This is a genomic window from Endozoicomonas sp. Mp262 (assembly GCF_025643335.1).
Taxonomy (GTDB): Bacteria; Pseudomonadota; Gammaproteobacteria; order Pseudomonadales; family Endozoicomonadaceae; genus Endonucleibacter.
In genome coordinates this window covers 3839111-3864545 of record NZ_CP092489.1, presented here as the reverse complement: position 1 = coordinate 3864545, position 25435 = coordinate 3839111, and the positions used below count along the sequence as shown (strand labels likewise).

The 25435-nt window shown below is 43.9% G+C and carries 25 protein-coding genes; 13 read left to right on the top strand and 12 right to left on the bottom strand.

Annotated elements, in window-relative coordinates:
- Positions 1-102: 102 nt before the first annotated feature.
- Positions 103-582 (top strand): MarR family winged helix-turn-helix transcriptional regulator, encoded by a 480-nt coding sequence (locus MJ595_RS16720; RefSeq protein WP_263079133.1) that lies wholly within the window; start codon positions 103-105, stop codon positions 580-582.
- A 51-nt stretch (positions 583-633) separates the two neighbouring features.
- Here MJ595_RS16720 and MJ595_RS16715 read toward each other — a convergent pair whose 3' ends face one another.
- Positions 634-1602 (bottom strand): LysR family transcriptional regulator, encoded by a 969-nt coding sequence (locus MJ595_RS16715; RefSeq protein WP_263079132.1) that lies wholly within the window; start codon positions 1600-1602, stop codon positions 634-636.
- A 133-nt stretch (positions 1603-1735) separates the two neighbouring features.
- Here MJ595_RS16715 and aceA point away from each other — a divergent pair, with 133 nt between their 5' ends.
- Both aceA and MJ595_RS16705 read left to right on the top strand, forming a co-directional pair.
- Positions 1736-3049 (top strand): isocitrate lyase, encoded by a 1314-nt coding sequence (gene aceA, locus MJ595_RS16710; protein ID WP_263079131.1) that lies wholly within the window; start codon positions 1736-1738, stop codon positions 3047-3049.
- Between the two features lie 107 nt (positions 3050-3156).
- Complete coding sequence (locus MJ595_RS16705; protein WP_263079129.1) at positions 3157-4185, top strand: threonine/serine dehydratase; 1029 nt, start codon at positions 3157-3159, stop codon at positions 4183-4185.
- Between the two features lie 7 nt (positions 4186-4192).
- Here the strand turns inward: MJ595_RS16705 and MJ595_RS16700 are convergent, their stop codons facing one another.
- The 4 genes from MJ595_RS16700 to MJ595_RS16685 all read right to left on the bottom strand — a co-directional run bounded on the left by MJ595_RS16700 (position 4193) and on the right by MJ595_RS16685 (position 7688).
- On the bottom strand, positions 4193-4813 hold the full coding sequence (locus MJ595_RS16700; RefSeq protein WP_263079128.1) for a hypothetical protein: 621 nt from the start codon (positions 4811-4813) through the stop codon (positions 4193-4195).
- Between the two features lie 392 nt (positions 4814-5205).
- Entirely contained in the window at positions 5206-6573 is a 1368-nt protein-coding gene (locus MJ595_RS16695; RefSeq protein ID WP_263078002.1) for a transposase, read from the bottom strand.
- A 264-nt stretch (positions 6574-6837) separates the two neighbouring features.
- The gene (gene rraA / locus MJ595_RS16690; protein ID WP_263079126.1) at positions 6838-7320 is read right to left on the bottom strand and encodes a ribonuclease E activity regulator RraA; all 483 of its coding nucleotides are present in this window, start codon (positions 7318-7320) and stop codon (positions 6838-6840) included.
- Positions 7321-7478: 158 nt separating this feature from the next.
- Complete coding sequence (locus MJ595_RS16685) at positions 7479-7688, bottom strand: hypothetical protein (RefSeq protein WP_263079125.1); 210 nt, start codon at positions 7686-7688, stop codon at positions 7479-7481.
- Between the two features lie 344 nt (positions 7689-8032).
- Between MJ595_RS16685 and MJ595_RS16680 the strand changes: the two genes are divergently transcribed.
- The 7 genes from MJ595_RS16680 (at position 8033) to MJ595_RS16650 (ending at position 12282) form a co-directional block, all read left to right on the top strand.
- Positions 8033-8443: a hypothetical protein gene (locus tag MJ595_RS16680; protein WP_263079124.1), complete on the top strand. Its 411-nt coding sequence runs from the start codon at positions 8033-8035 to the stop codon at positions 8441-8443.
- A 158-nt stretch (positions 8444-8601) separates the two neighbouring features.
- Positions 8602-8847, top strand: a complete 246-nt coding sequence (locus tag MJ595_RS16675) for a hypothetical protein (protein ID WP_263079123.1) — start codon at positions 8602-8604, stop codon at positions 8845-8847.
- 149 nt (positions 8848-8996) lie between these two features.
- The gene (locus tag MJ595_RS16670; RefSeq protein WP_263079121.1) at positions 8997-9485 is read left to right on the top strand and encodes a hypothetical protein; all 489 of its coding nucleotides are present in this window, start codon (positions 8997-8999) and stop codon (positions 9483-9485) included.
- A 166-nt stretch (positions 9486-9651) separates the two neighbouring features.
- Complete coding sequence (locus MJ595_RS16665; protein WP_263079120.1) at positions 9652-10170, top strand: polymorphic toxin type 44 domain-containing protein; 519 nt, start codon at positions 9652-9654, stop codon at positions 10168-10170.
- Entirely contained in the window at positions 10148-10543 is a 396-nt protein-coding gene (locus MJ595_RS16660) for a hypothetical protein (RefSeq protein WP_263079119.1), read from the top strand. Before MJ595_RS16665 ends, MJ595_RS16660 begins: the two co-directional genes overlap by 23 nt.
- Positions 10544-10729: 186 nt before the next feature.
- Positions 10730-11719 carry a transposase gene (locus MJ595_RS16655; protein WP_263079117.1) on the top strand — a complete coding sequence of 330 codons (990 nt, stop codon included), beginning with the start codon at positions 10730-10732 and terminating at the stop codon, positions 11717-11719.
- A 269-nt stretch (positions 11720-11988) separates the two neighbouring features.
- Complete coding sequence (locus MJ595_RS16650; protein WP_263079116.1) at positions 11989-12282, top strand: HigA family addiction module antitoxin; 294 nt, start codon at positions 11989-11991, stop codon at positions 12280-12282.
- 215 nt (positions 12283-12497) lie between these two features.
- On the opposite strand, the gene ppsA is transcribed toward MJ595_RS16650, so the two are convergent.
- Positions 12498-14861, bottom strand: a complete 2364-nt coding sequence (ppsA, locus tag MJ595_RS16645) for a phosphoenolpyruvate synthase (RefSeq protein ID WP_263079115.1) — start codon at positions 14859-14861, stop codon at positions 12498-12500.
- A 113-nt stretch (positions 14862-14974) separates the two neighbouring features.
- On the opposite strand from ppsA, the gene MJ595_RS16640 reads away from it, so the two are divergent.
- Positions 14975-15796 (top strand): kinase/pyrophosphorylase, encoded by an 822-nt coding sequence (locus MJ595_RS16640; RefSeq protein ID WP_263079114.1) that lies wholly within the window; start codon positions 14975-14977, stop codon positions 15794-15796.
- Positions 15797-15924: 128 nt separating this feature from the next.
- Here the strand turns inward: MJ595_RS16640 and MJ595_RS16635 are convergent, their stop codons facing one another.
- The 3 genes from MJ595_RS16635 to prpB are packed head-to-tail and all read right to left on the bottom strand — an operon-like array spanning position 15925 to position 19489.
- On the bottom strand, positions 15925-17409 hold the full coding sequence (locus MJ595_RS16635; protein ID WP_263079113.1) for a bifunctional 2-methylcitrate dehydratase/aconitate hydratase: 1485 nt from the start codon (positions 17407-17409) through the stop codon (positions 15925-15927).
- A gap of 28 nt (positions 17410-17437) precedes the next feature.
- On the bottom strand, positions 17438-18565 hold the full coding sequence (gene prpC, locus MJ595_RS16630) for a 2-methylcitrate synthase (protein ID WP_263079112.1): 1128 nt from the start codon (positions 18563-18565) through the stop codon (positions 17438-17440).
- 48 nt (positions 18566-18613) lie between these two features.
- Positions 18614-19489 carry a methylisocitrate lyase gene (prpB, locus tag MJ595_RS16625; protein ID WP_263079111.1) on the bottom strand — a complete coding sequence of 292 codons (876 nt, stop codon included), beginning with the start codon at positions 19487-19489 and terminating at the stop codon, positions 18614-18616.
- A 209-nt stretch (positions 19490-19698) separates the two neighbouring features.
- Here prpB and pabB point away from each other — a divergent pair, with 209 nt between their 5' ends.
- Positions 19699-21105, top strand: a complete 1407-nt coding sequence (gene pabB / locus MJ595_RS16620) for an aminodeoxychorismate synthase component I (protein WP_263079109.1) — start codon at positions 19699-19701, stop codon at positions 21103-21105.
- Positions 21106-21250: 145 nt separating this feature from the next.
- On the opposite strand, the gene cysB is transcribed toward pabB, so the two are convergent.
- Complete coding sequence (gene cysB, locus MJ595_RS16615; RefSeq protein ID WP_263079108.1) at positions 21251-22225, bottom strand: HTH-type transcriptional regulator CysB; 975 nt, start codon at positions 22223-22225, stop codon at positions 21251-21253.
- Between the two features lie 682 nt (positions 22226-22907).
- Between cysB and MJ595_RS16610 the strand changes: the two genes are divergently transcribed.
- Complete coding sequence (locus MJ595_RS16610) at positions 22908-23972, top strand: 3-deoxy-7-phosphoheptulonate synthase (RefSeq protein ID WP_263079107.1); 1065 nt, start codon at positions 22908-22910, stop codon at positions 23970-23972.
- Between the two features lie 39 nt (positions 23973-24011).
- Here MJ595_RS16610 and MJ595_RS16605 read toward each other — a convergent pair whose 3' ends face one another.
- Together MJ595_RS16605 and nfuA are read right to left on the bottom strand one after the other, a co-directional pair.
- A complete protein-coding gene (locus MJ595_RS16605; protein WP_263079106.1) occupies positions 24012-24425 on the bottom strand; it encodes a hypothetical protein in 414 nt (137 codons plus the stop codon).
- A gap of 324 nt (positions 24426-24749) precedes the next feature.
- Positions 24750-25331 carry a Fe-S biogenesis protein NfuA gene (gene nfuA / locus MJ595_RS16600; RefSeq protein WP_263079105.1) on the bottom strand — a complete coding sequence of 194 codons (582 nt, stop codon included), beginning with the start codon at positions 25329-25331 and terminating at the stop codon, positions 24750-24752.
- Positions 25332-25435: the final 104 nt, after the last annotated feature.

Genomic DNA, 25435 nt, shown 5'->3' with positions numbered 1-25435 from the left:
ATACCTCTAACCATTAGAGGTCAAAATTTGATTGCTTACGGGCTTATTCTGTGGCAAATAAGTGCCCTGTTTCTCTTTTCTCTGTTATTTTTGTGAGCTGTTATGGCTGAACCCTGTTACTGGAATGATGTGCTGGTTTCGCTTCGGCGGATTATTCGTGCCACTGACCTGCAATCCAAGCGGATGATCAAGGTCTGTGGCCTAACGATCCCTCAAATTATAGTGTTAAGGGTCATTGATACCCTTGGGGATGTCACGGTCAGAAAAATCTCTCAAGACGTGTCTTTGAGCCAGGCAACCGTTACCACGATCCTTAATCGTCTGGAAGAGCGAAAGTATGTGGAAAGGGTACGTAGCAGCCTTGATAAACGCATAGTGTATGCCCGTTTAACCGAGACCGGTCATAGCGTTCTGGCTACGGCTCCCACACTGTTACACGAGAAATTTATCGAACGGTTTGAGGCACTTGATGAATGGGAGAAAACCCAGTTGCTATCTTCCCTTCAGCGAGTGGCTGCGATGATGGATGCTGAATGCATTGATGCAGCCCCCCTGCTGGATATAGCCTCCCCAAACCCCTGATAATGCTCAATAATCATTAAGCTGACCCATGCATTATTTGATATCAAATAATTAGATCTGTAACTGTTTATCTGATTGCTTGGCTGTATCTTCGATGGTGATAGATTTTATCACCCGCCTGAGCCATTGGTGATCCGGGCTATGGTGCAGGAGTGGACTCCAGGCTAGTGTCAGCTCGATGGGGGGAATATCAAAGGGAGGTGCCAGCACTACAAGAGAGGAATTACCCTGTTGCTGGTGGGCCAGTTTAGTGGGCAATGTTGCTATTAAATCATTTTGGCCGGATAGTAACATGGCCACTTGATAATGACGGGTAAAGACACTGATATCCCGTTTATAACCCAGTTGGGATAATGCCTCATCAACCCAACCCAGCTTCTGGACATCTTCAGGATTCACCCCGACACCAATGCCCATGCCCGTTTTACTGGCCCAGATGTGCCTGGCAGTCAGGTAGTTAGACAAGGTGAATTCTTCCAGTATCGGGTTTGATTTACTAATGACACAGGAAAAACCATCTCGCCATAATATGGTGTGATGAAATGATTGCGGCAAGGTATCAAACCGGTTAATGGCCATATCCACCCTGCCCTGTTCAACGTCGTAAAAACTGACATCGCTGGGGGTCAGTACATCAAGGGTAATATGCGGCGCCTGGATTCTAAGTTGCCTTAGCAGCTTGGGAATTAAGGTGGACTCGGCATAATCACTGGCCATAATCCGAAAGACACGATGGCTGCTAATGGGACTGAATGGCATATTAGGTTGAATGGCCTGTTCCAGGGTATAGAGGGCATCGCAAATTTTGGGTCTTAACTCAAGGGCTCTTTCGGTGGGTGTCATGCCATCACTGGTACGCACCAGCAAAGGGTCGTTAAATAATTTCCTTAAACGCCGCAAGCCATTGCTTAGGGCAGGCTGGGTAATGCCTAATTGCTCCGCTGCCCGGGTGACATTTTTTTCTCTCAATAAAACATCAAGATATACCAATAGATTAAGATCAACTCGAGCAATGTTCATAAAGTTACAGCCTGTTATTATTCATCTCGGAAATAGCCGTCATAAGATATATAAATTATCAGAATTATTAACTTTTGTTTAGGATTCACTGTGAGACTTTAAACGCCCGTTTGAATTGGTGGAGATAATAATAATGGCAACCTATAACCGCGCTGAAGAAATTGCCCGCATTAAAAACGATTGGGCCGAAAACCCTCGCTGGAAAAATGTAAAACGAACCTACACTGCGGAAGATGTGGTAAGACTCAGGGGTTCTGTAAAAGTAGAAAATACGCTAGCCAGGCAGGGCGCTGAAAAGCTATGGGAGTTGGTTCACGGTTCCGCTAAAAAGGGTTATGTCAATTGCCTGGGGGCTTTGACAGGCGGTCAGGCGGTTCAGCAGGTAAAGGCAGGCATTGAGGCTATTTATCTTTCCGGCTGGCAGGTTGCAGCGGACAATAATACCGGTTTTACCATGTATCCTGATCAATCACTCTATCCCGTTAATTCTGTACCAACGGTTGTTCAGCGCATTAACAACAGCTTTAAACGGGCGGATCAAATTCAGTGGAAGAAAGGGGTAAATCCCGAGGATGACAGTTATACCGATTATTTTGCACCGATTGTAGCGGATGCAGAGGCTGGCTTCGGTGGAGTGCTCAATGCCTATGAGTTAATGAAAGCCATGATTGAGGCAGGGGCTGCGGGTGTACACTTTGAAGATCAGCTGGCATCGGTGAAGAAATGTGGCCATATGGGAGGCAAGGTACTGGTACCCACCAGGGAAGCCGTGCAAAAGTTAATTTCAGCACGCCTGGCTGCGGATGTTGCTGACGTGCCTACTATTGTATTGGCCCGGACCGATGCCAATGCTGCGGATCTGATTACATCGGATTGTGATGAATACGACGCACCTTTCCTCACTGGCGAACGCACTGATGAAGGGTTCTATCGTACCAGGGCCGGTATTGATCAAGCCATAGCCAGGGGCCTTGCCTATGCGCCTTATGCTGACTTGCTCTGGTGTGAAACGGCCACCCCGGATCTCGATGAGGCCCGTAAATTTGCCGTGGCCATTCGTAAGGAGTATCCGGAGCAACTACTGGCCTATAACTGCTCCCCTTCATTCAACTGGAAGAAAAATCTGGATGATGCCACCATCGCCAAATTCCAGCAGGAGCTCAGTGATATGGGTTATAAATATCAATTTATTACCTTAGCGGGCATCCATAACATGTGGTACAACATGTTTGAACTGGCTCATAATTATGCCCAGGGTGAAGGCATGAAGCATTATGTGGAGATGGTTCAGGAGCCTGAATTTGCTGCCGCCGAGCGGGGTTATTCTTTTGTTGCACACCAGCAGGAAGTGGGAACCGGTTACTTTGATGATGTGACCACCGTTATTCAAGGTGGACAGTCTTCGGTGACGGCATTAACCGGATCTACGGAAGAAGATCAATTCTGATCGTATATCAATAACGTTAAAAAACATCAAAAGGAAGGCTTTGGCCTTCCTTATTGTATATCAGGGTCTATCTTTTCAAGCAGGATAACGGATTGAAGCGGTAGACAATGCCAGAGACCACAGATCAACATGCAGAATCTTTTTTTTTGCATGAAGCGTATTCCCATCAAGAGCTGAATGAAATCTATAATCAGCTTGAACCCTATACCCGGGTTACCCCTTTACTTCTCAGTGAAACACTGGGGCAGATGATTGCCGGGCAAGTTTGGGTAAAACCTGAAAATCTCCAGATTACCGGTGCCTTTAAGTTCAGGGGGGCGCTTTTCCGGCTAATGCAGCTCAGTGAAAAGGAAAGAAAACAAGGCGTTGCCGCTTACTCTTCAGGAAACTTTGCCAGGGGGCTTGCCCAGGCAGGAAAACTGTTGAATATTCCCGTTCATTTGGTTATGCCTTTTGATGCGCCAGTTAATAAAATAGAAAGTGCCAAAAAACTGAAAGCAGAGGTCACCCTTTGCCATGATACAAACCCTTCGCGGGAGGAAGCTGCCAGCAGGATGGCTGCAACTATTGCCAGGAAAGGCCATTATATTCTTCTCCATCCCTTTGATGATCCTCTGATTATAAAAGGACAGGCTTCAGTGGCCGTTGAACTACAGCGTCAGTTGCTGGTGGGCCAACAACCTTGTGATTGTCTGCTGTGTCCATCCGGTGGCGGCAGTCTGGTGGCAGGCAGCAGTTTGATTTTTTCCCCGAAAACCACCGCTACTCAGGTCTATGCGGTAGAAGTTGATGGTTATGATGGAATGGGACGATCACTGACTCAGGGAAAGCGGGCAAGAGCTCCCGGGAACGCTCCTAGCCAGTGTGATGCCTTGCTGGCGCCAGCCCCTGGCATAGCCACCTTTACTGTTGCCCAAGAGACATCTGTAAAAGGGCTGTCAGTTGATGAATCATTTATTCAAGAGGCGATAATATTGGCCTTTGAAGAGCTTAAGCTGGTGTTGGAACCCAGTGGGGCTATAACCATTGCTGCCATACTTCAGCATCCGGCTCTTTTTCACAAAAAAAATGTGGCTATCATTACCTCGGGAGGTAATATAGACAGGAAGGATTTTTCTTGTTTTTTAAGAACATAAACTTCATTTAATTAACTTTTTCGAAGTCACCGTTGATAAATGTAAAGTTTTGAAATGTATCTTTTGCTGATACTGTACTATTTATAGAAGAACGGTCTTCCTCAATCTTTCCGCCGAATAGTAAGCTATGCCTTGTGGTTGATTTTTCGATATTTTCCGGATTTTTACTTGTGACAACCACTTTGTTTTTGTTTCGTTTAGGGATGACAAGCAAAAATAATTGAGTATCACTGCATGCATAGATAAAATCATCTATCGCAATTTTAATGTCGTACTCTGTTGAAAATATATCCCTATAACTGTATTCATAGACAGATATAAAATCTCTGCTATTAACAGCATAACCATTTAACTCAATGAGATAGTGGTTATTATCCAAAGTAAATTTGGAATAATTTAAAAAATCACAATGAGTGTGTGTGGTATAGGTCTGTGGTAATTCATCCTCCTCCATCAACAGCATTTTTATAGGTTCTTTAGTACCTGAGGTCATTCCTGAAAATGTAGAGAGGTTTGATGGGTATTCCGCTATATCGTCAAAAATAATAATATTCTGGCTATATCTGCCATATAAAATACCCGAGTTTTTTGATAAATAGCTGGGGCTGTCCTCAGACGTATCCCACACAATAATTAATTTGTTATTTACGCAACTTGATGCCAGGAGATTAAATTCAATGACATGCTCCTGGTCTTCACCAAAAAGTCCCAGTATGCGCTGCTCTTGATAGAGTCCTGAAAAACTGGAGATATATCCATTCTCAATGCCAAGAGATAATTTGTTGTTATTATCAAATACAACCTGGTATACACCACTTGGAATTTTACATGCTATATTGACTTCCGGCTCATTGGCAACTGCACCATTGCAGCTATTCCCGCATGATGAACGTCGATGATCGTTGGTATTGACAATAAGGCAGCAAAAATAATGAAGCCGATCAAAACTGAGCCGCCAATTAACAAAGCGGAGCTTTAAAGAAAAAATGTCACCCCTGAACGTAGCTACGATATGGCCGGTTATGATGTATCGAATGGAATCACCCTTTTCTCTTCAATACCATGAGTTACTGTGTAAAAAAGCCCCTCCCACGTTTTTATCAGCCAATGCAAAAAATAGCCCTGTATCCATTTCCATAATGCTATACGGACTCCTTTTGAGCGGGTTCTTAAAGCTTCCTGAAACTGGGGACAGCACAGTTCCTGTATTTGATCTACGAGAAAAGCAAGCATCGTCAGATAGGCCAGATTTGTGGCTAAGTGCTTCTCACCGTGACCGTAGTTATGTTCGAGATCGTAGCCTTGATTTTTCAGGGTGTTAAACGTCTGGTTCTCAATATGCCATCGGCAGCGCCCTCCTTTCATGACGGGTTCTATGGTTTCTTCGTTAAGCGGAATATCAGTCACCCAGCACCAGATATGCTGTTTACCTTTTTTATCGGTTTCGACAAAATCAAGCACATTAACCTGTTCTGCATATTTTGCCTTGTTCAGCCTGACGTCATTGGCATAGCGAAACCACCACTTAATTCCAGTCTCTTCATTAACTTTTTCAGCACGGTGAACTTTTCCTTCTTTATCCAGCTCATCCATCGCTTCAACCAGCGAGGCATGGTTGCCATCTTTCGCGACAATGATGTAATGCCAGCCATAACTCTTAATCAGTTGGACAGTGGGGTTGTCAGCATAAAGACTGTCCAGAAGAATAACGAACTTTAGACGTGGGTGATGCTCTCGTATGGTGGCAAACAACCGTTTAATGGCATTTTTTTCACAGTCATTTTTGGTCGAACCGTCCTGGCAAACTATGGCTTCCGGTGCCAATGGCAAGACTGTTTTTTGATCCGGGTGAGCAATGCATGCTGCCATTAACTGGTGGTAGTGAGCTTCGTTGGCCTTTCCCTTATTTTTAGTACAGCACTCCTGACAAGGTTTTTTATTATTGCAGGAGTAAAATAGCCCAGTTCCATCGATCGGGAGCAAGTAGTGATTTTTCAAGTTCCCGCAGTGAAATTCGAATGCCTTCAGTAATCCGCCCCTTTGGACGTTAGACAGCAATGTCTTAAAAGGCTTTTTGAACTCTACGGGATCTATTGGATCCAGGATTTCCCGCATACTGGTATCACAGGGAGCACGTTTTTTTATCTGATACAGGTGCTCAAGGTTATGCCTTACTTCTTGCTCTGTTTTATCACGCTCAAACGAGAGGAGCGATGGGTACTTGAGATGCATCATGGCAAAAGCGGACATGGAGGCATCATGTATTGTTATTTTTCTGGAATCCTTGTTTGGTCGGACATCTGGAATTTGCTCATAACTTTCAGAAATCGTAGTAATTAAACTGTTTGCACAAAGATGCTTACGACTTTTTTGGAATGGATAAGCCATGAGAGACAGCCATTGATAAAGTATCCCTATCAAAAGTAGACGTTATTTTGTGCGAAATCACTCCATTTGGAATTTACTGTAAGCCTTGCTGTTGCAGTGATTTAATTGATGTCACGGGAATAGCTGGCACCATTGACAACCAGGTAAATAGATAGCAAAAAGATGAGTTTTGTCATCATAAGAAGTCCTTTTCTTCGCTACACAGTCCATTTGCTGATCCGTTATACTGACTACTTTCTTACTGTGATAACCTTGCCATTGAATTTATAGTAAACACTTTTTTGACAATACGACACCATTATTATCGGCGTATAAAAAATGACCCGGAGAAAAATCTGCCCCTTTAAAACTGACCTTTATATTGGACTCCCCTGCCCCCTTCTTTTCCGTTTTCATGGGGTGAGAGCCTAAGGCCTGAACGCCAATGGTCATATCCGCAATAGCATCCACATCCCTGATACAACCATAGACAATAATGCCTGCCCAGTTATTGGTGACTGCTTTACCTGCCAGCATGTCACCCAACAGGGCTTTGGCCATTGATCCTCCCCCATCAATAACCAAAACCTTGCCAGTACCCTCTTGGGCCACCCATTCACGAACCAGGGAGTTATCTTCGAAGCATTTAATAGTCACTATTTCGCCGTAGAACCTATCCATACCACCAAAGTTTTTAAATCCAGGCTCCACCACAGAAATATCATAGGGGTATTCATCACAGAGATCAGGGGTCGTAAAGTTAATCATAATGCAATAACCATTATCTCTTTATATTTTCAGACTATTTAGCAATCAATATTATCTTTTAAACAGGGTGGTTATAACAATACTTCAGATAATATAACATCCCTTATATTCCATGATAGGATAGGCTGTTTTTATGAGACTTAAGTACCCTATAAATACTACCCTGATGCCTGAATATGCTCAAAATGGCTAAGTAGGGCGGTAGCGTGAGTGTCGCTCAGGCCTGGTTTTGGGTTGGCGCAGAAAAATGCCGCTGCGCAGTCAGATTGGTTAAGACTTGAACCAGTAGCAGCGGGACTGCTCTGTTGATAGCTATAACGCTTAACAGGTAAGGTCTTACGCACGGTTTCCATAAAGCAGAATGTCATATCAATACCTGGTCACTGTTTTTTTATACAGTATTATTGACAGATGTTGGGATTATGAAAAAAACTCAAACGAGTAATATTGAAATGGATAATGAGAATTGGGTTGTTTTTTTATTATTATCAGGTGGTTATGTTGGGTCAGTAAACGGGTGATATACCGCACCTTGCGGGTATAAGAAAGGTTTTCGGGTAATATTTGGGCGTTGCGGTTAATATCCAATATTACTTGGTTGAGGTTTAATAGCTGTTAGGTGCTCATAACTCATACTAAAAATACCCGGTTTCAAGCTGATTGTACTTTGGTACACTTCCATTTTTGTCAATAAATACACACAAACATATTCATGAAATATATTCTTACTCTTATCCTTTCTCTCACGCTTGTCGGGTGCGCCTCGACAAAAATTAATTATGCGCAGGAAGCATCAAAGCTATCTCTTGCTATGACCAAGCAGGATGTTATACAACTGCTTGGGCAACCCAAGAGAACCTCCGTGAGAATGCATCAAGGTAAAAAAGTTGAAGAACTATCCTACTGGTCAGAAGTTGTTTATGGCTGTACCCCTGTTGATAATGAAATGCTTGCTAACGATAGAGTAACAATCACCCTAACAGATGGAGTTGTAACTGAGTGGGGGGATAAGCTTGATCATAACCGCATGATAGAGAAGGCTTATGAGCAGCAGCAAAAATTATTGCAAGATATACAGCCTGCCGAAGTCAACGTAAAGGTGAGTACCGACAAGTCAGCGTAAACAAAAAGCACCTAACAATAGCAGGCAACATCGCCCTTCGGGCTGGACGGGCCTACCGGCCCGCCGTTGCTGCTAGGCGTTAGGTTCTGATGCTTTCATTGCTTATAGTCATATCTGGTCTATATTTTTTGTTCCTTTAGACTGTATGGATATGATCCATGAAAATCAGTAGTGATTCTAGAGTGCAAACTAATGATTTTGTTTTTACGCAAACGCCAGGTCATGAGCAAGCTCAGTATATGCAATTCTTATATGACCAAGGGATGAGTATCAGAGATATTTCGCTGTTTCTTGCTGTAAACGAAGAATTAGTTCTTTCTAAAGTCAATGACCAAAGTCACAAGCAATCGAACTTTGCTACCATTACGAAATTAGCTTCTTACCTTCACGAATTTAGCGAATAAATCACACTTCACTGCTTAGTGCTTGCACCTAACAAGTGCATAGTGCGGGACGCTCTCTTTGTTCGCGCCCCGCATGCAAGCGTTATGTTGCTAAACATTACCACCATAAATCTGAGATAAACATGATTCAATTACGATGCACAAAAAAAGTGCAAGATTTTTTGGGTGTTAAGACATCAGACTTGTGTGATATATCTGATTCAGATAGTGCTCTTGGGAACTGGTACACAAACATTTTTACTCAAGAAAGAAGAAAAATTATCATCTTTATGAATGAGGTGACTTTACTTTCATTTATATTTACGGGAGTCAAGAAAATAAAATCAAAAGAAACGATAAAGGGTTTCCCTTGGGGGCTAGAGCAGCTATTGAAATTAGAAGGCTTCAGTAATGAGACTATAGGCAAAATCATTCAAGAAAATAGAACTATAGAGCTTACCTCTACAAATAGTCGAAAGTTACTTGGTAACATGAATGATCTTATATCAATGTACCAGTATTTTATTGATGCCGATGGTGGTTTGGAATATTGTAATACTGGAGAAATTATTCATAGAGTTAACAGAACGCCGCAAAGAAACTTGGAGTGGAAAGACTCTATATCAGCAGCAACAGCAATTATCAAAAATGCAACATAACAAGTGCAGGCATAGGACAGCTCACTGCGTTCGCTGCCCCTGCTGCAAGCGTTATGCGCTTCACATATAAACGATCACTCTATTATATCAATAAGTTAAGCTCTCTTGATAAATGCTTACTTCATGCTATAAAAAGCTTTAGTTAGTAAGTCACAGGTGGTTTTTTATGTCTTCTTTTTTCTCCCAAACACGTCAACCTACTTCACTTGGTAAAAAGCATCCTCAGTTGTCAGAATCTGAAATGACAGAAGCTTTTGACGCAGCAGTGGGAGCATCAGGAAAAAATAGAAATACTTTTTTTGAAGCGGTTAACGCTCCAAAGTCTCCAAAAAATGTCTCTATTGAGGCAAACATGAAGGAGGCTAGTGAAAGAGCCGGATTATTTGCTGGTCTTATGGATTATTACTGGTTTATGGAACAAGTTAAAAATAAAGGCCCATGGGATTATAAGCAACAAGGAAGAGAATATCAGAATTTCGGAAATTACAACTATGGAGCCGCAGGTTATGCTGCGGGTATTCCTGAAAGTGTTCTATTACGTGCAGCAGGCTGGGCTCAAAAACAAGCTGGAACATCAGATGAAAGCTGGGGTTCATATTGGTTCAAGGAGCCATATGGCGATGATCCAGAGGATCAGCGTTGGATCAAGGAAGGAATAGAGCGTGCTAAAAAGTCTGGTTATTAGCCTAATTATTATAACAACTACCTTCATTCTTGGTTATTACTATATTGCTTCACCAGAAGTTGTGTTTGATAAAGAAGTTGTTCAATACAAAGTCAGCGAAAATACAAGGGTAGTAGGATATAGAGTGAACAAAGGGGGAGCAACTGTTCCATTTTATTACTACTACTTTTTTCTATCTAGCTCTCAAGCACCGGGTAAAAACTCCCCTTTTATGATCACCTCAGCGAATAATATAGAAATCAAACATCAAGAAGAAGGTAGAATTCAGATCAACATGCAGGGTGAAATTTTATCCTTCAAAAATGAGGTTTGGACTCAAGTAGATGATGAGTTTCACTCTTTGAAGATTGATATAAATGCGCGGTACCAATGATTTTTCCCTGCCCCGAGTCCGCGCCTAATCGGGTAGCCGAGTACAGGATGCAGCGTACAGGATGCAGTAGGATGCAGGACAGCCATAAAATCAGTAGGATGCAGGACAGCCATAAAATTGACTTATCGACCAACTAAACTATCTTTCTTTTGTCTTTAAAATTTCACCTTTTGGACAAAAGTACCTATGACCCGCGCCCGCAATAGCCTGATTGATCCTGACAGTACACCTTACTACCACTGTATGGCACGGTGCGTGCGTCGTGCCTATCTCTGTGGAAAGGATCATTTTTCAGGCAAAGATTATGAGCACCGTCGGCAGTGGGTGGTGGATAGACTGACAGAGTTGGCTGCTATTTTTGCCATTGAAGTCTGTGCCTATGCCGTGATGTCCAATCATTATCATGTGGTTTTGCATATCAATGCGCAGGAAGCTAATGACTGGAACAAGAATGATATTCTGAAACGCTGGACTCGATTATTCGCTGGACCTGTAATAGTGCAACGGTATCTGGGGGGAGCCAGACTGAGTGAAGCAGAAATGCGTCGTGTTGACGAGTTTGCGGAAGAGTATCGGTTCAGGCTTCAGGATATTAGCTGGTTTATGCGCTGTCTTAATGAATACCTGGCTAGAGAAGCGAATAAAGAAGATAAGTGTCGTGGGCGCTTCTGGGAGGGGCGGTTTAAGAGTCAGGCGCTACTGGATGAAGCCGCGCTGTTGACTTGTATGGCCTATGTGGATTTAAACCCCGTCAGAGCAAAACTGGCGGATACACCGGAGGCATCAGATTTTACCTCTATCAAAGAGAGAATTGAGAAAGCCGCGGATAACACTACCAGCAAACAGCCTGCCAGCTTGAAGCCTTTTCGATGTCAGGGACAAAGCCCGGAGGTAGCGTTACCATTTATTCTTCAGCATTATCTGGAACTGGTTGATTGGAGTGGCCGAGTAGTCAGGGCTGACAAACGAGGGGCTATTGCTGATGATATCCCGCCTATTCTCTCCAGGCTTGGTATTGATTCCAATGAATGGATTAACACTATGCGATGGAATAACCGCTTTTATCAAGCGGTAGGCCGGTTACAGGCAATGAAAGCCCATGCGTTAAAAACAGGCCGGAACTGGCTGCGGGGATTGACTGCCTGTTGCCGTTTATACATATCACATCAACGTTAAAGTCTTATTTTGTCAATTTATCTGAGTCTGCAAACAATTTTATGCAAACAACACCACCTGTTTGATTTATGCCTGGATCAAGGCTGGCAGCATAGCTTCAAACCTGTCATGAATAATTCCTCTCTCTTATTAATGTAGTTTTCTCCCAAGCCAAAAAAACAGCACATTTATCAAAGACTATTGATTTGCAGCGTGAAATTTATTGTAAAATTTATGGCTGTCCTAATTTCCCTCGATGCGTACATCCTTAACTATGAGGATTATCACTAATGTCCATGCACAATCCGCCACATCCTGGGGAGTTCATCGAATCCATTTATATGGAGCCATACGGGATTAGTTGTCGCTATCTGGCTGAACAGCTGGGAGTTGCTGCCTCTACCCTTAATCGGGTCATAAAGGGTAAAAGTGCCGTTTCTCCTGAAATGGCGTTAAGGCTTTCTAAGGTTCTGGGTCGTACCCCTCAAAGCTGGCTTGCTATGCAAGATAACTATGAAATTTGGCAGGCAAAGAAAAGAATTAACCTCTCTGAGCTCCAGCCTCTTAAGTTTCGTACCGTATAAACCTGCCATATATTTATGGCACTAATTGGGATGGTGACCCATTCGATAACCAAAAACAGGATGGTTCGGATTAAAAAATAGCAGGTAACATTGCCCCTCGAGCTTAATGTATCTACCGATGCGCTAAGGATAGGATAGCCAGTGCGCCGAGATAAATTTCAATAATATTCAGGCGGTGCCTTATTATACAAAGACACCACCTTCCTATTGGTTTACTATTGCCCGGATAGATAGAGCCAGGTCTCAATAACTGAGTCAGGGTTAAGGGAGACAGTATCAATTCCCTCTTCCATTAACCAGCGGGCAAAGTCAGGGTGATCACTAGGTCCCTGCCCACAAATTCCAATGTACTTCCCTTGTTTTTTGCAGGCACTGATTGCCATGGACAGCAATGCTTTAACTGCATCATTGCGCTCATCGAATAAATTGGCAATCAGGCCAGAGTCACGATCAAGCCCCAGGGTTAGCTGAGTCATGTCGTTAGAGCCTATGGAAAATCCGTCAAAATATTGAAGAAAGTCTTCAGCTATTAGTGCATTTGAAGGCAGCTCACACATCATAATCAGTTTTAGTCCGTTTTCTCCGCGGCGCAAACCAAAACTTTCCATAATGTCTACCACCTGCCGCGCTTCATCCGGTGTCCTGACAAAGGGAATCATCAACTGAACATTAGTCAGTCCTAATTCATCCCTTACTTTTTTCATGGCCCGGCACTCAAGCTCAAAGCATGCCCTGAAACTTTCATCAATATAACGGGAAGCTCCCCTGAAACCAATCATGGGGTTTTCTTCATCGGGTTCAAACCGTTGACCACCCAGAAGGTTGGCATATTCATTGGATTTAAAGTCGGACAGACGGACAATGACTTTTTTCGGGGCAAAGGCTGCGGCGATAGTCGCAACCCCTTCTACGAGCTTTTCAATATAGAAATCAACCGGGTTAGAATACCCAACTATTCGCTCAGATATCTGACGTTGTAACTCAACAGGCAATGTATCAAAGTTCAGTAGGGCCTTAGGATGCACACCAATCATTTTATTAATAATAAATTCGACCCTGGCGAGTCCTACTCCGGCATTTGGCATCTGGGAGAAATTAAAGGCCCGGTCAGGGTTCGCAACATTCATCATTATTTCAAAGGGTAGCTCTGGCAGCTTTTCGAGATCCCGAACCTGCTTTTGGAAGCCAAGAAGTCCCTTGTAAATAAAACCGGTATCCCCTTCTGAGCAGGATACTGTCACAGGTTGGTTATCAGTCAGTAACTCTGTTGCATTGCCACAGCCTACTACGGCGGGTATACCCAATTCACGGGCAATAATGGCCGCATGGCAGGTTCGTCCTCCCCTATTGGTCACAATGGCAGCAGCCCTTTGCATGACAGGTTCCCAATCCGGGTCAGTCATATCGGTAACAAGCACATCACCTTCCTGAACCCTGTCCATTTCTTCCACATCACGGATCAGTTTGACCTGCCCCTGGCCAATGCGCTGACCAATACTTCGTCCTTCTGCCAGGATCTCTCCTTTTTCCAGCAGATGGTAGCGCTCCAGAATTTTTCCGCTGGATTGGCTTTGAACCGTTTCAGGTCTTGCCTGTACAATATAGAGCTGGCCATCGTCACCATCTTTGGCCCACTCAATATCCATGGGGCAACCATAGTGGTCTTCTATGGCTATGGCTTGTCTTGCCAGTTCGTAAGCTTCCTGATCGCTAATAGAAAACTTCTGCCGTTCTTCTACATCAACATCGACGGTTTCTACGGATCGCCCTGCTGCGCCATCACCACTGTAAATCATCTTGATCGCCTTACTGCCCAGGGTTCTGCGCAAGATAGCTGGCCGCTGTTGTTTTACACCGGGCTTGTAGACATAGAATTCATCAGGGTTTACAGCGCCTTGAACAACGGTTTCTCCCAGTCCGAATGATGATGTAATAAAGATGGCATCCTTAAACCCGGACTCGGTATCCAGAGTAAACATAACCCCAGAAGCTCCGGTCTCGCTGCGCACCATTCTCTGGATTCCCGCAGAAAGCGCCACCTGTCGATGGTCAAACCCCTGATGGACTCGATAGGCTATGGCGCGGTCATTAAAAAGGGAGGCGAAGACCTCCCGTACAGCCCTCAATACATTCTGTTCCCCCCTGATATTCAGGAAGGTTTCCTGCTGACCGGCAAAAGAGGCATCCGGTAGATCCTCGGCAGTTGCTGAAGACCTGACTGCTACGGCCAGGTCAGCCTGATCAATGCATAATTGCCTGTAACCCTGAATAATGGCCTGTTCAAACTCAGGCCTGAAGGGTTCTTTCATAATCCAGGAGCGAATGGTTCGCCCTGCCGTCACTAACGCATGGATATCATTAATATCCAGGCCATCCAGTTGCTGGTGAATTCGTTCGTATAATCCACCGGACTGAAGAAAATCCCAGTAGGCTTCCGCTGTGGTAGCGAAACCATCAGGCACATGAACGCCGACATTGGTTAACTGTCCCAGCATTTCACCAAGCGAGGCATTTTTTCCGCCCACTTGATTAATGTCCTTTGCGGTAAGCTGGTTCAGCGGTATAACGTAATCGTTCACTATCAGTCTCCCATCAGCAGATAGCTAAGTAAATCCTGGATAACGGTGATAATTTATGTTGTCGCATGTTAACATTTGTTTGATAGTGATATACAGCCCCTTTGGATTAATTTATGCAAAGAAATGTGTTTTTTGTGTCTGATGGCACAGGTATTACGGCAGAGTCTTTTGGTCAGAGCCTGCTGGCTCAGTTTGAAGGAATGACATTTCGACATACCACCCTGCCCTATGTGAATGACCGGCAAAAGGCATCGGAAGCTTTAGCATTGATTCAGTCCACTATAGCTGGAGATTCAGCTTCTCCTATTGTTTTTATGACGGTAGTGGATGATGAAGTGAGAAGTGTACTGAGCGAATGCATAGCCTATACAGTGGATCTGTTTGCTACTTTTATGCCCGGACTTGAGAAAGAGATAGGTTTGCACGCCCTTAACCGTATAGGACAAAAACGGTCAACGTGCTCCAGTGAATCCTATCATCGCCGTATTGAAGCGGTTCAATTTGCATTGGACAACGATGACGGGGCCAAAACCCGGCATTATGATAAAGCTGATATTATTTTACTGGGGGCGTCGCGCTCAGGAAAAACACCAACCTGTATTTATCTGGGCCTTCAGTTTGGTATTTTTGCTGCGAACTACCCAATTACAGAAGAGGATCTGGAAGAAGGCGTTCGTTTACCTAAAACGTTGTCCACTTATCGACCCCGGCTATTTGGGCTCACTATTGATCCGGATCGCCTGGCAAATATCAGGAATGAGCGAAAGCCGGATAGTCGTTATTCATCCGGTAGGCAGTGCCAATACGAGGTACGTTCAATCGAACATCTCTATCAAACAGAGCGTATTAACTATATCAACACAACTGAGTACTCAGTGGAGGAAATTGCCACCCGAATTATGGCATTAGCCAGGTTGGATCGTCGTTTGAAATAACTGTCTGTTGGGGGAAGTTTTATACCCATCGGACACTTTAACGATATAGTCATTGGAATACCCGCCCTCATTCCCAGCGAGACGCTAGGAATGAGGGGCAGTCGTTCTTTATTTATGTAGCCATTCTTTTATCGTGACATAAGGTTCATAAATTCATTGACGGCCATTGACTCAAGTTCCTCCTGATGATTGAGAGTATTGTAGATTTGCTCTGACTGACTGGCAGGAAAGCAGGTTGATAGATTCTGCCTAAATTTTTTCTCTAACAGGGGAATCCCTGCTTGCCGACGACGCCTGTGGCCTACCGGATATTCCACTTCCACTTTTTTAGTACTACTGCCGTCCTTGAAAAATACCTGGATGGCATTAGCAATAGAGCGTTTTTCAGGATCAAGGTAATCCCGGGTATAGCGGGGTTCTTCTATAACAACCATTTTCTCACGCAACTGATCTATTGCCGGATGTTGCTGATGAAAACTGTCATCATAATGCTCGGCTTTCAGTGTTCCAAAGAGCAGTGGCACCGCCGCCATATATTGAAGACAGTGGTCTCGGTCAGCAGCATTGGCCAGAGCACCTGATTTAGAGATAATCCGGATGGCCGATTCATGAGTGGTCAATTCAATTCGTTCAATGTCTTCTAATTGACCTTTTATTTCATGATGTAAAGATACCGCCGCCTCACAGGCTGTTTGCGCATGAAATTCCGCAGGGAAGGAAATCTTGAACAGTATATTTTCCATCACATAGTTTCCATATTGGCGCTGGAACTTGAACTGTTGATCTTCTTCTTTTTTAATAGCCTGGTCTTTATTGGTTTTTGAAAACAGTACATCATAGAAGCCCCACTGAGGCGCAGTCAGAACACCCGGTATTCCCATTTCTCCCCGCATGGCGATATCAACCAGTTGCACTGCCCGTGATGTGGCATCCCCGGCAGCCCAACTTTTTCTTGAGCCGGCGTTGGGGGCATGCCGGTAGGTTCTTAAACTTTGTCCGTCCACCCAGGCATGGGAAAGGGCTGACAGCATTTGTTCTCTTGAGGCGCCTTTCAGTTTTGCTACCACTGCCGTAGAGGCAGCTTTTACCAGTACCACATGGTCCAGACCCACCCTGTTAAAAGAATTTTCCAGTGCCAGGCAGCCCTGAATTTCATGGGCCATAATCATGGCTTCAAGAACATCTCTCATGGTTAAAGGTGTTTTTCCCTGAGTTATGTTTTTTTGGGATAGATAATCAGCAACCGCTAAAATGCCCCCAAGATTATCCGAGGGATGCCCCCACTCAGCGGCCAGCCAGGTATCGTTATAGTCGAGCCAGCGGACAAGGCAGCCAATATCCCATGCAGCTTTGACGGGGTCGAGCCTTAGACGGGTTCCAGGAACCCTTGCACCATTGGGCACAATAGTATCTTCAACAACAGGGCCGAGCAGCTTGGTGCACTCTGGAAATTTAAGGGCAAGCAGGCCACAACCCAGGGTATCCATTAAACAGTAGCGGGCTGTGTTCAAGGCTTCCCTTGAAGGAGTATTAAAATTCAGGACATAATCTGCAATATCCTGAATAACCTGGTCGTAATCCGGTCGATTATTCAGGTCAACATTAGTATTCATAGAACGACTTCCTAACTGTAATTTATTTTTATCCCCGGCTATCCAGTGGTGTCCATGATCGGGCAGGTGATCCTATATAATCTGCTGAGGGACGAATAATTCGGTTGTTAGATCGTTGTTCCATGACATGTGCAGCCCACCCGGACACCCTTGAACAGACAAAAATAGGCGTAAACAGCTTGGTAGGAATACCCATATAGTGATAGGCAGAAGCATGGAAAAAGTCGGCATTGGCAAACAGTTTCTTTTCATCCCACATCAGTTTTTCAATGGCTTCTGAAATACTGAAAAGTTTTTTATCATCAGCAGCTTCCGATAGTTTTCTGGACCATTCCTTGATGATGGCATTTCTTGGGTCTGACTCCCTGTAAACGGCGTGCCCAAAGCCCATAATTTTTTCTTTGTTTTTGAGAAGATTGCGTACCGCGTTAACCGCATCATCTGGCCCCTGATACTGTTGAATTAACTCCATGGCTGCCTCATTGGCGCCACCATGAAGCGGCCCCCTGAGTGAACCTATGGCCCCGGTTATACAGGAATGCATATCCGATAGAGTGGAAGCACAAACTCTGGCAGTAAACGTTGAGGCATTAAACTCATGCTCTGCGTAAAGGATGAGGGAGATATCCAGGCAGCGGCGATGTTCATCTGATGGAGGTTTTCCATGAAGCATATGTAAGAAATGCCCGGCAACCGACAAATCATCTGTTTCGGTTTCAATTCTTACCACATCATGGCTGTAGCGATACCAATACAGTAACATGGACGGTAATAGGCTGATTAAACGGTTGCTAACAGATTGCTGCTGATTAAAATCTGTCTCGGGTTCAAGATTACCGAGGATAGAACATCCTGTTCTAAGTACGTCCATTGGGTGAGCCTGGGCTGGTATTTCTTCCAGACAGCGTTTTAATGGATCAGGGAGTTTTCTCAGGGATTTGAGTCTGGACTGATACTCGGTAAGTTCAGTGGCCGTAGGCAGCTCTCCATGGAATAGTAGCCAGGCCACTTCTTCAAAGCAGGCATGTTCAGCCAGTTCGGTAATATCATAGCCACAATAGGTTAACCCCGTCCCGGATTTGCCTACAGTGCACAGTTTTGTCTCACCGGCACTTTGTCCCCGCAGGCCGGCACCACTCAGCTTTTTATCAACCATAGTTACTCCATGTTCTACTTATTATCAGGCAGGATTTATTTTTAGTTATTATTTTTCATACAATTCATCAATTTTTTGTTCATAGGTATAATAATTTAAACACTCATACAACTCTTCCCGGGTTTGCATATGTTTTAGCACAGTCTTTTGATGCCCTTCTTTAGCAAGGGTGTGATAAATCTGTTCCGCTGCTTTAGACATGGCTCTGAAGGCGGTTAAAGGATAGAGCACCATATCAACACCTGCATCTGCAAGCTCATGACACTCAAACAAAGGGGTTTGGTTGGAAAATTCTGTGATATTGGCAAGAACAGGAACCCTCAGGGCCTGGCTAAATTGCTGGTATTCATCCAGGGACCTTACGGCCTCCGGAAAAATCATGTCGGCACCGGCATCAATACAAAGTTGGGCCCGCTCAATGGCCGCCTCTATCCCTTCGGCAGCAAGAGCATCTGTTCTGGCCATAATGACAAAGGTGTCATCCGTTCTGGCATCAACAGCGGCTTTTATTCGGTCTGCCATTTCAAATTTATCGACAATGGCCTTATTAGGGCGATGACCACAGCGTTTTTGGGCAACCTGGTCTTCAATATGAATGGCAGCCGCCCCTGCCCGGATCATTTCCTTGATAGTTCGGGTGATGTTAAAAACACCTCCCCACCCGGTATCAACATCCACCAGTAGCGGAAGTTGGGTTATAGAAGTAATTCGGGCAACATCGGTCAATACATCATTGAGATTGGTTACACCAAGATCCGGTAAACCATAGGAGGCATTTGCCACACCTGCACCTGAAAGGTAAATAGCCTGGTGTCCCTGACGTTCTGCCAGGATGGCACAGTAAGCATTGATGGTACCGACGATTTGTAAGGGCTTGTTATTGCTTACGGCCTTTCGAAATCGTGTGCCCGGTGTCAATGGCATATCTATTTCTCCTGGGGTAATTATTTTTAGCTTATGTCAATTGTTCATCTCATGAGCGCTATTAACATAATGTCTGAGCCCCGTTGGTTACCAGTTTAATTTCATACTTTGTCGTTTAAAAGCTTTATTCAATGATATTGCCGGTTTCGGCATGGTGATCCCCTTGTGCTCCAGTTAGAATTGAACGCATTTTTTTCGCCGGAGTTCTCATGAAGAAACTGGATTTACACCAACTGGATTATCGGGAAGATTCCAGCCAGTATTTTGAATATTTCAGGCACATGCCACTGGCCAGCTATCTTGATAGTTGTGCTATGGCTCATGATAGTGAAAATGGCCGTTTCGATATTATTACTGCAGAGCCTTCCGATGTAATCACCGTGACGGCTGAGGGCGAAGTAGTCTGGGATAGCCGGTTAGCGGGTGGTGATGAAAAACGGAGATACAGTGCTAATCCATTTGATATTTTATCAGAACTGTTTGAAACACTGCCACCGGTGGCAAATGATGACCTTCCGTTTACTGGCGGTTTATTGGGCTTTTGGGCCTATGAATTAGGGACAGTTCTTGAACCGGAGAAAATAAAAAAAAGAGCGGATAATAACAGCCCTCTGATGTGTGTTGGACTGTTCTGGTGGGCATTGGTAACGGATCACCAACAAAAAAAAACTACGCTGGTTTTTCATCCTGATATTGATCAGAAAACGTATACTACCATCATCAATGCATTGAAAATTCCAGTGGAACCCTGTGCAGAAGCGTTCTCTCTGGAAGAAAAGTTTTCTGCCTCTATCAATTATGACCAATACCAGCAGGCTTTTTCCCGTATACAGGACTATATCGTTGCCGGGGATTGCTATGAGGTTAACCTAACCCAGGAATTTACTGCACCTTACTCTGGAAATAGCTGGCTTGCCTATCAGCATTTAAGGCAGGTAAGTCCTGCGCCCTATTCTGCCTATTTGGCTTATCCCGGTCTGTCTATATTGAGTCATTCCCCGGAGCGATTTATTCGGGTGACAGACCGTCATGTGGAAACCTTTCCCATCAAAGGAACCATTGCCAGAGGGGCAACACCAGAGGAAGACATTACCAATGCCAATGTTTTGCAAAATAGCGAAAAAGATAAATCCGAGAACCTGATGATCGTTGACCTGCTGCGTAATGATCTTGGTAAGGTCTGTCAAACGGGTTCTATCAAGGTTCCACGGCTTTTTGCCCTGGAAAGCTATGCCAATGTCCATCACTTGGTGAGTTCCGTGACGGGTACTTTATCTCCAGAAACCTGTGTCTTTGAGTTAATGGCCAGCGTCTTTCCGGGAGGATCGATTACGGGAGCTCCGAAGATTCGATCCATGGAAATAATCCGGGAACTGGAGCCTGGCGCTCGATCTGTTTATTGTGGCTCTATCGGTTATATCAGCTGCAACGGACGTTTAGATACTAACATAGCCATACGATCACTGGTTGATAATGGTGACCGGCTGCATTGCTGGGGAGGTGGTGCCATTGTTGCCGAATCTGATTGTCAGTTGGAATATCAGGAATCAGTTACAAAAGTATCTAATTTGATGCAGGCGTTAGAGCAAATGGGAAGCCGTGAATGTGTTGAATAATGAAGAGTGAAAGTTATCCAGTCAGCGAAGGAATTATGCTGGCTGATTGTCTCAGGGTATAAAGTACCTTCTTTATTAAAGAGCAACAAAGATAACCGCCAGCAGTCTATGGGTTTATTATCAATCCTGAAAGATGAGGCTGTGCTCAGTGAGTAGGTAGCTGAATATTTGAAAAAAGCTCTTCAATTTCTATTTTGTTGTGCCGTGCAATTGCATCCTGAATAATATCCTTGGAAAGGTGAGGAGCAAACTGCTCTATAAAGTCGTACATAAACCCTCGTAGAAAAGTACCTCTGCGAAAACCGATTTTAGTGACACTGGGCTCAAACAGGTGATCTGCATTAAGGGGGACAAGATCTGAGTCCAGTTTCGGGTCATATGCCATTTTGGCAACAATTCCCACGCCCAGATTCAGTCTTACATAGGTTTTGATAACGTCAGCATCGGCAGCAGTGAATACAACCCGTGGCGAAAGCCCTTCATTCATAAAGGCCTCATCTAGTTTAGACCGTCCTGTAAATCCAAAAATATAGGTCACCAGGGGAAAACGGGCAACATCTTGAAGGGTTAACTGTGATACCTGGGTTAAAGGATGATCCCGTGGCACCAGAATACAGCGGTTCCAGCGATAACAGGGCATCATCACCAGATCGTTGAACAGTTCCAGTGCCTCTGTTGCAATGGCGAAGTCAACGGATCCATCTGCTGCCATTTCTGCAATTTGTATGGGAGTTCCCTGGTGCATGTGCAGGGCAACATCCGGGTATTGCGCAATAAATTTATTGATGACGGCAGGTAAGGCATATCGAGCCTGGGTATGGGTAGTGGCTATTGACAGGCTACCTTTCTTTTCATCGCTGAACTCTTGAGCCACCTGTTTGATACTTTCTACTTTCCTGAGAATTTCACCTGCAGTTTCAATGATTTTTTCCCCGGCAGGGGTAATTCTTGTGAGATGTTTTCCGCTTCGGGAGAAAACCTCGACGCCCAGTTCATCTTCCAGGAGCCTGATCTGTTTACTGATGCCAGGCTGAGAAGTGTAAAGACTCTGCGCCGTAGCTGATACATTAAGGTCATGGTGGGCGACCTCCCAGATATAGCGCAGTTGTTGCAGCTTCATTGATGGCCTCCGGTGGGGCTAGCTATGTATTTACAGTACGCAATAGCAGAGCAACAGGTATTTTTAGCACTGCATGACATAAAAACATATTAATAAATTCTTTTTAAGAATAGATGGTGGTCGCTACAGTTGCCAGAAAATCATTTATCTTTAATCATGATTTCAAACATCGCCTGAGCTATTTATAACTTTAGACCATATTTTATGTACATAATGCTCGACATTGCTGCAAGTATTTATGTGAATTTTGATATGGGAATGACTGTCACAGGAGATGGATTTTTGATATTTACTCCTTTTACCATTTGGTTTTCCGGAATATATAACCATGGGTATTGGCCAGGTATGTACCGCACTGACAAAGTGCAATGGAGTGTATGTTTATCACTTGTAAGAGGCTCTCAATGGGGAACTATAAGATACGTTATGCCTTGGACTTATTTCTTCAACCATAGCGACTGGTTACCTGTTGAAATTTGTATTTTCAGGGAGAGATTATTATAGCTCGATACTTACAACATGCCTTGGTTTTATATTTTAGTTGCAGGTTTGTCTTTAATTGGATTAGAGTGAAGGGGTTATGGCAAACCTCTGGCATCTGGAGTGGATAGAAATGCCTTTTAATAGTATTTTCTATGTTGACCTGATGTTAAAGATAATTAGTTAATTCCAGTTTTTAGTCATGCTTCCTATCGAAAATCTTAATATAAAGTCTCAGGATGTTCTGGTAACCCCTGAAATACTAAAGAAAGAAATGCCAGCCAGTGAAAAGGCAGCATACACTGTATCTGCTGGCCGTAATACTATCCAGCGTATTCTTGATGGTGATGATCACAGAGTATTTGTTGTGGTTGGACCCTGTTCTATACATGATGTAGGGGCTGCAATAGAGTATGCGGGAAGATTAAAACGGTTGAGTGAGGAGTTGAAGGACACTTTGCTCCTGGTTATGCGTGTTTATTTTGAGAAACCACGAACCACCGTGGGTTGGAAGGGGTTAATTAATGATCCTTATATGGATGACTCCTTTAAAATAGAGGAAGGCCTGCATATTAGTCGCCGGTTGTTACTGGATATTGCGGAAATGGGACTTCCTACTGCAACAGAGGCTCTGGATCCTGTTACACCGCAATATTTGCAGGATCTCATTTCCTGGTCGGCTATTGGTGCCAGAACGACAGAATCCCAGACTCATCGCGAAATGGCCAGTGGGCTTTCATCAGCTGTTGGATTTAAAAACGGGACTGACGGAAGTCTTGATGTCGCTATGAATGCCTTGCAGTCTGTTTCAAGCCCTCATCGTTTTTTAGGATTAAACGGAAAAGGTCAGGTTGCTGTGACGCATACGCAGGGTAATAAATATGGCCATGTTGTGTTGAGAGGAGGAAGTAACAGACCTAATTATGATTCAGTGAATGTTGCGTTGTGTGAGAAAATTTTGTCTGATGTAGGGATAAAACCCAATATAATGATTGATTGCTCCCATGCAAACTCTAATAAGGATCCTGCCTTGCAGCCTCTGGTACTGGAGAATATTACCCATCAAATTATTGAAGGGAACCGATCTATTGTTGGCTTGATGCTGGAAAGCAACCTTTGCTGGGGAAGTCAGAAAATTACAGCCCCGGATAAGATGAAATATGGCGTTTCGGTCACGGATGCCTGTATTGACTGGGATACTACTGAAGAAATTTTAAGGGATATGACTAACAAACTTAGAGATGTTCTGCCAAACCGTAGAGGATAATGGTCAACTCGGCGTTCATCTGTGTATTTTAACGCCGAGTTAAAGTATGAGTTCAAATTGCTTGAATGTTTTTTCCTTTCTGTTTTTTTCTCTTTTTCCACGTTCATCAGATAGATAGAGTGACAGTTGAGCTTTACTTTCCACTGCTTTTTGGTTTGTTACTGTAACCGGCTTACTATCCTGAGGCATATTATTGATGCGGCGAATCAGAATTGCCGTACAGATAGGACATACGGATGTTAACAGGTCATTGGTCAGTACATGAAAACCATGGACACCTTTAAGTATTTCAGTACATAAAGTGATATCACTCCTTGATTCGATATCCAGGTTTGCTTCGACGAGGTGATTAGGTTTGGGACCATCCTGTGTCATAAAGAAGTTGGATAAAATGGTCTGTTTGTAGCGCTTCACTTTTCCTTCAATATGGCTAAAGATGTTGTTTAAAAACACCGTGAATGTCTGAAAAATGTGTCTGCTTATTGCATGAGGCGGAGTAAAATACACCATTAGTTTCATCAAGTCATACTATATTATCCCCTCATAAGTGGAAGTACTATAGTTTTGATAAATATTTTCGCTTTTTTGCAATCCAGGGATATTTTGCCCAATGATATTTTTAAAATGTACAAGTCGTACAGGGTTTTATGCTAACTGATTAGCTGGGAGGAAATTCTGTTTTTTTGTTTGTATTTTTTAATTAATATGATTGGATAAAATCATATTAATTAATATGCCTGGATGCCCTGAACAATGGAGCATCCGGGCATTTTTTGCTTACTTAAAGTATGCGTTCTCTCTTACTGTATGGTCTGTCACATCACGAACACCATTTAGTTCCGGGATTCGCTCAAGCAGGGTTCGCTCAACGCCATCTTTTAAGGTCATATCCACCATACCGCAGCCCTGACATCCGCCACCAAATTGTAATACGGCAACGGCGTCATCAATTTCCACCAGGGATACCACTCCCCCATGGGAAGCAAGCCCCGGATTGACTTCTGTTTGTAAAACATAGTTAATCCGTTCATCAAGAGGACTGTCTTCATTAACCTGGGGTACTTTGGCATTAGGTGCCTTTATGGTTAACTGGCCTCCCAGTTTATCTTCGGCAAAATCTACAACAGCATCTTCCAGATAAAGCTCACTGGCTGCCTCAACATGACAGCTAAAAAGCTCCAGCTCCAACTTGAAATCCCCTTCCTTTTCTTCTCCCGGCTTGCAATATGCAAGGCAGGTTTCCGCATAAGGAGTTCCTGGCTGGCTAACAAACAGTCTTACCCCGATACCTTCTGCATCCTGTTTTTTCAGAAGCTGGGCAAGATAGGTTTGTGCCGCTTTCGTAAACGTAATATTCAATGCAATAACTCCTTACATAATTTATGAGGCTATTCTAAGCGATCCTTGGCCTTCATCAAATCCCAAGCAAATAAGTCAGCTATTAAATAGCTATCAATTTAAAC

Coding starts and splice junctions, on each gene's coding strand:
- MJ595_RS16650 (WP_263079116.1), top strand. CDS start 11,989: ATGTCCATGCACAATCCGCCACATCCTGGGGAGTTCATCGAATCCATT.
- prpB (WP_263079111.1), bottom strand. CDS start 19,489: ATGCCATTGACACCGGGCACACGATTTCGAAAGGCCGTAAGCAATAAC.
- MJ595_RS16720 (WP_263079133.1), top strand. CDS start 103: ATGGCTGAACCCTGTTACTGGAATGATGTGCTGGTTTCGCTTCGGCGG.
- cysB (WP_263079108.1), bottom strand. CDS start 22,225: ATGAAGCTGCAACAACTGCGCTATATCTGGGAGGTCGCCCACCATGAC.
- rraA (WP_263079126.1), bottom strand. CDS start 7,320: ATGATTAACTTTACGACCCCTGATCTCTGTGATGAATACCCCTATGAT.
- MJ595_RS16685 (WP_263079125.1), bottom strand. CDS start 7,688: ATGACATTCTGCTTTATGGAAACCGTGCGTAAGACCTTACCTGTTAAG.
- MJ595_RS16705 (WP_263079129.1), top strand. CDS start 3,157: ATGCCAGAGACCACAGATCAACATGCAGAATCTTTTTTTTTGCATGAA.
- pabB (WP_263079109.1), top strand. CDS start 19,699: ATGAAGAAACTGGATTTACACCAACTGGATTATCGGGAAGATTCCAGC.
- MJ595_RS16680 (WP_263079124.1), top strand. CDS start 8,033: ATGAAATATATTCTTACTCTTATCCTTTCTCTCACGCTTGTCGGGTGC.
- aceA (WP_263079131.1), top strand. CDS start 1,736: ATGGCAACCTATAACCGCGCTGAAGAAATTGCCCGCATTAAAAACGAT.
- prpC (WP_263079112.1), bottom strand. CDS start 18,565: ATGGTTGATAAAAAGCTGAGTGGTGCCGGCCTGCGGGGACAAAGTGCC.
- MJ595_RS16610 (WP_263079107.1), top strand. CDS start 22,908: ATGCTTCCTATCGAAAATCTTAATATAAAGTCTCAGGATGTTCTGGTA.
- MJ595_RS16655 (WP_263079117.1), top strand. CDS start 10,730: ATGACCCGCGCCCGCAATAGCCTGATTGATCCTGACAGTACACCTTAC.
- MJ595_RS16665 (WP_263079120.1), top strand. CDS start 9,652: ATGTCTTCTTTTTTCTCCCAAACACGTCAACCTACTTCACTTGGTAAA.
- MJ595_RS16640 (WP_263079114.1), top strand. CDS start 14,975: ATGCAAAGAAATGTGTTTTTTGTGTCTGATGGCACAGGTATTACGGCA.
- MJ595_RS16715 (WP_263079132.1), bottom strand. CDS start 1,602: ATGAACATTGCTCGAGTTGATCTTAATCTATTGGTATATCTTGATGTT.
- MJ595_RS16695 (WP_263078002.1), bottom strand. CDS start 6,573: ATGGCTTATCCATTCCAAAAAAGTCGTAAGCATCTTTGTGCAAACAGT.
- MJ595_RS16675 (WP_263079123.1), top strand. CDS start 8,602: ATGAAAATCAGTAGTGATTCTAGAGTGCAAACTAATGATTTTGTTTTT.
- MJ595_RS16635 (WP_263079113.1), bottom strand. CDS start 17,409: ATGAATACTAATGTTGACCTGAATAATCGACCGGATTACGACCAGGTT.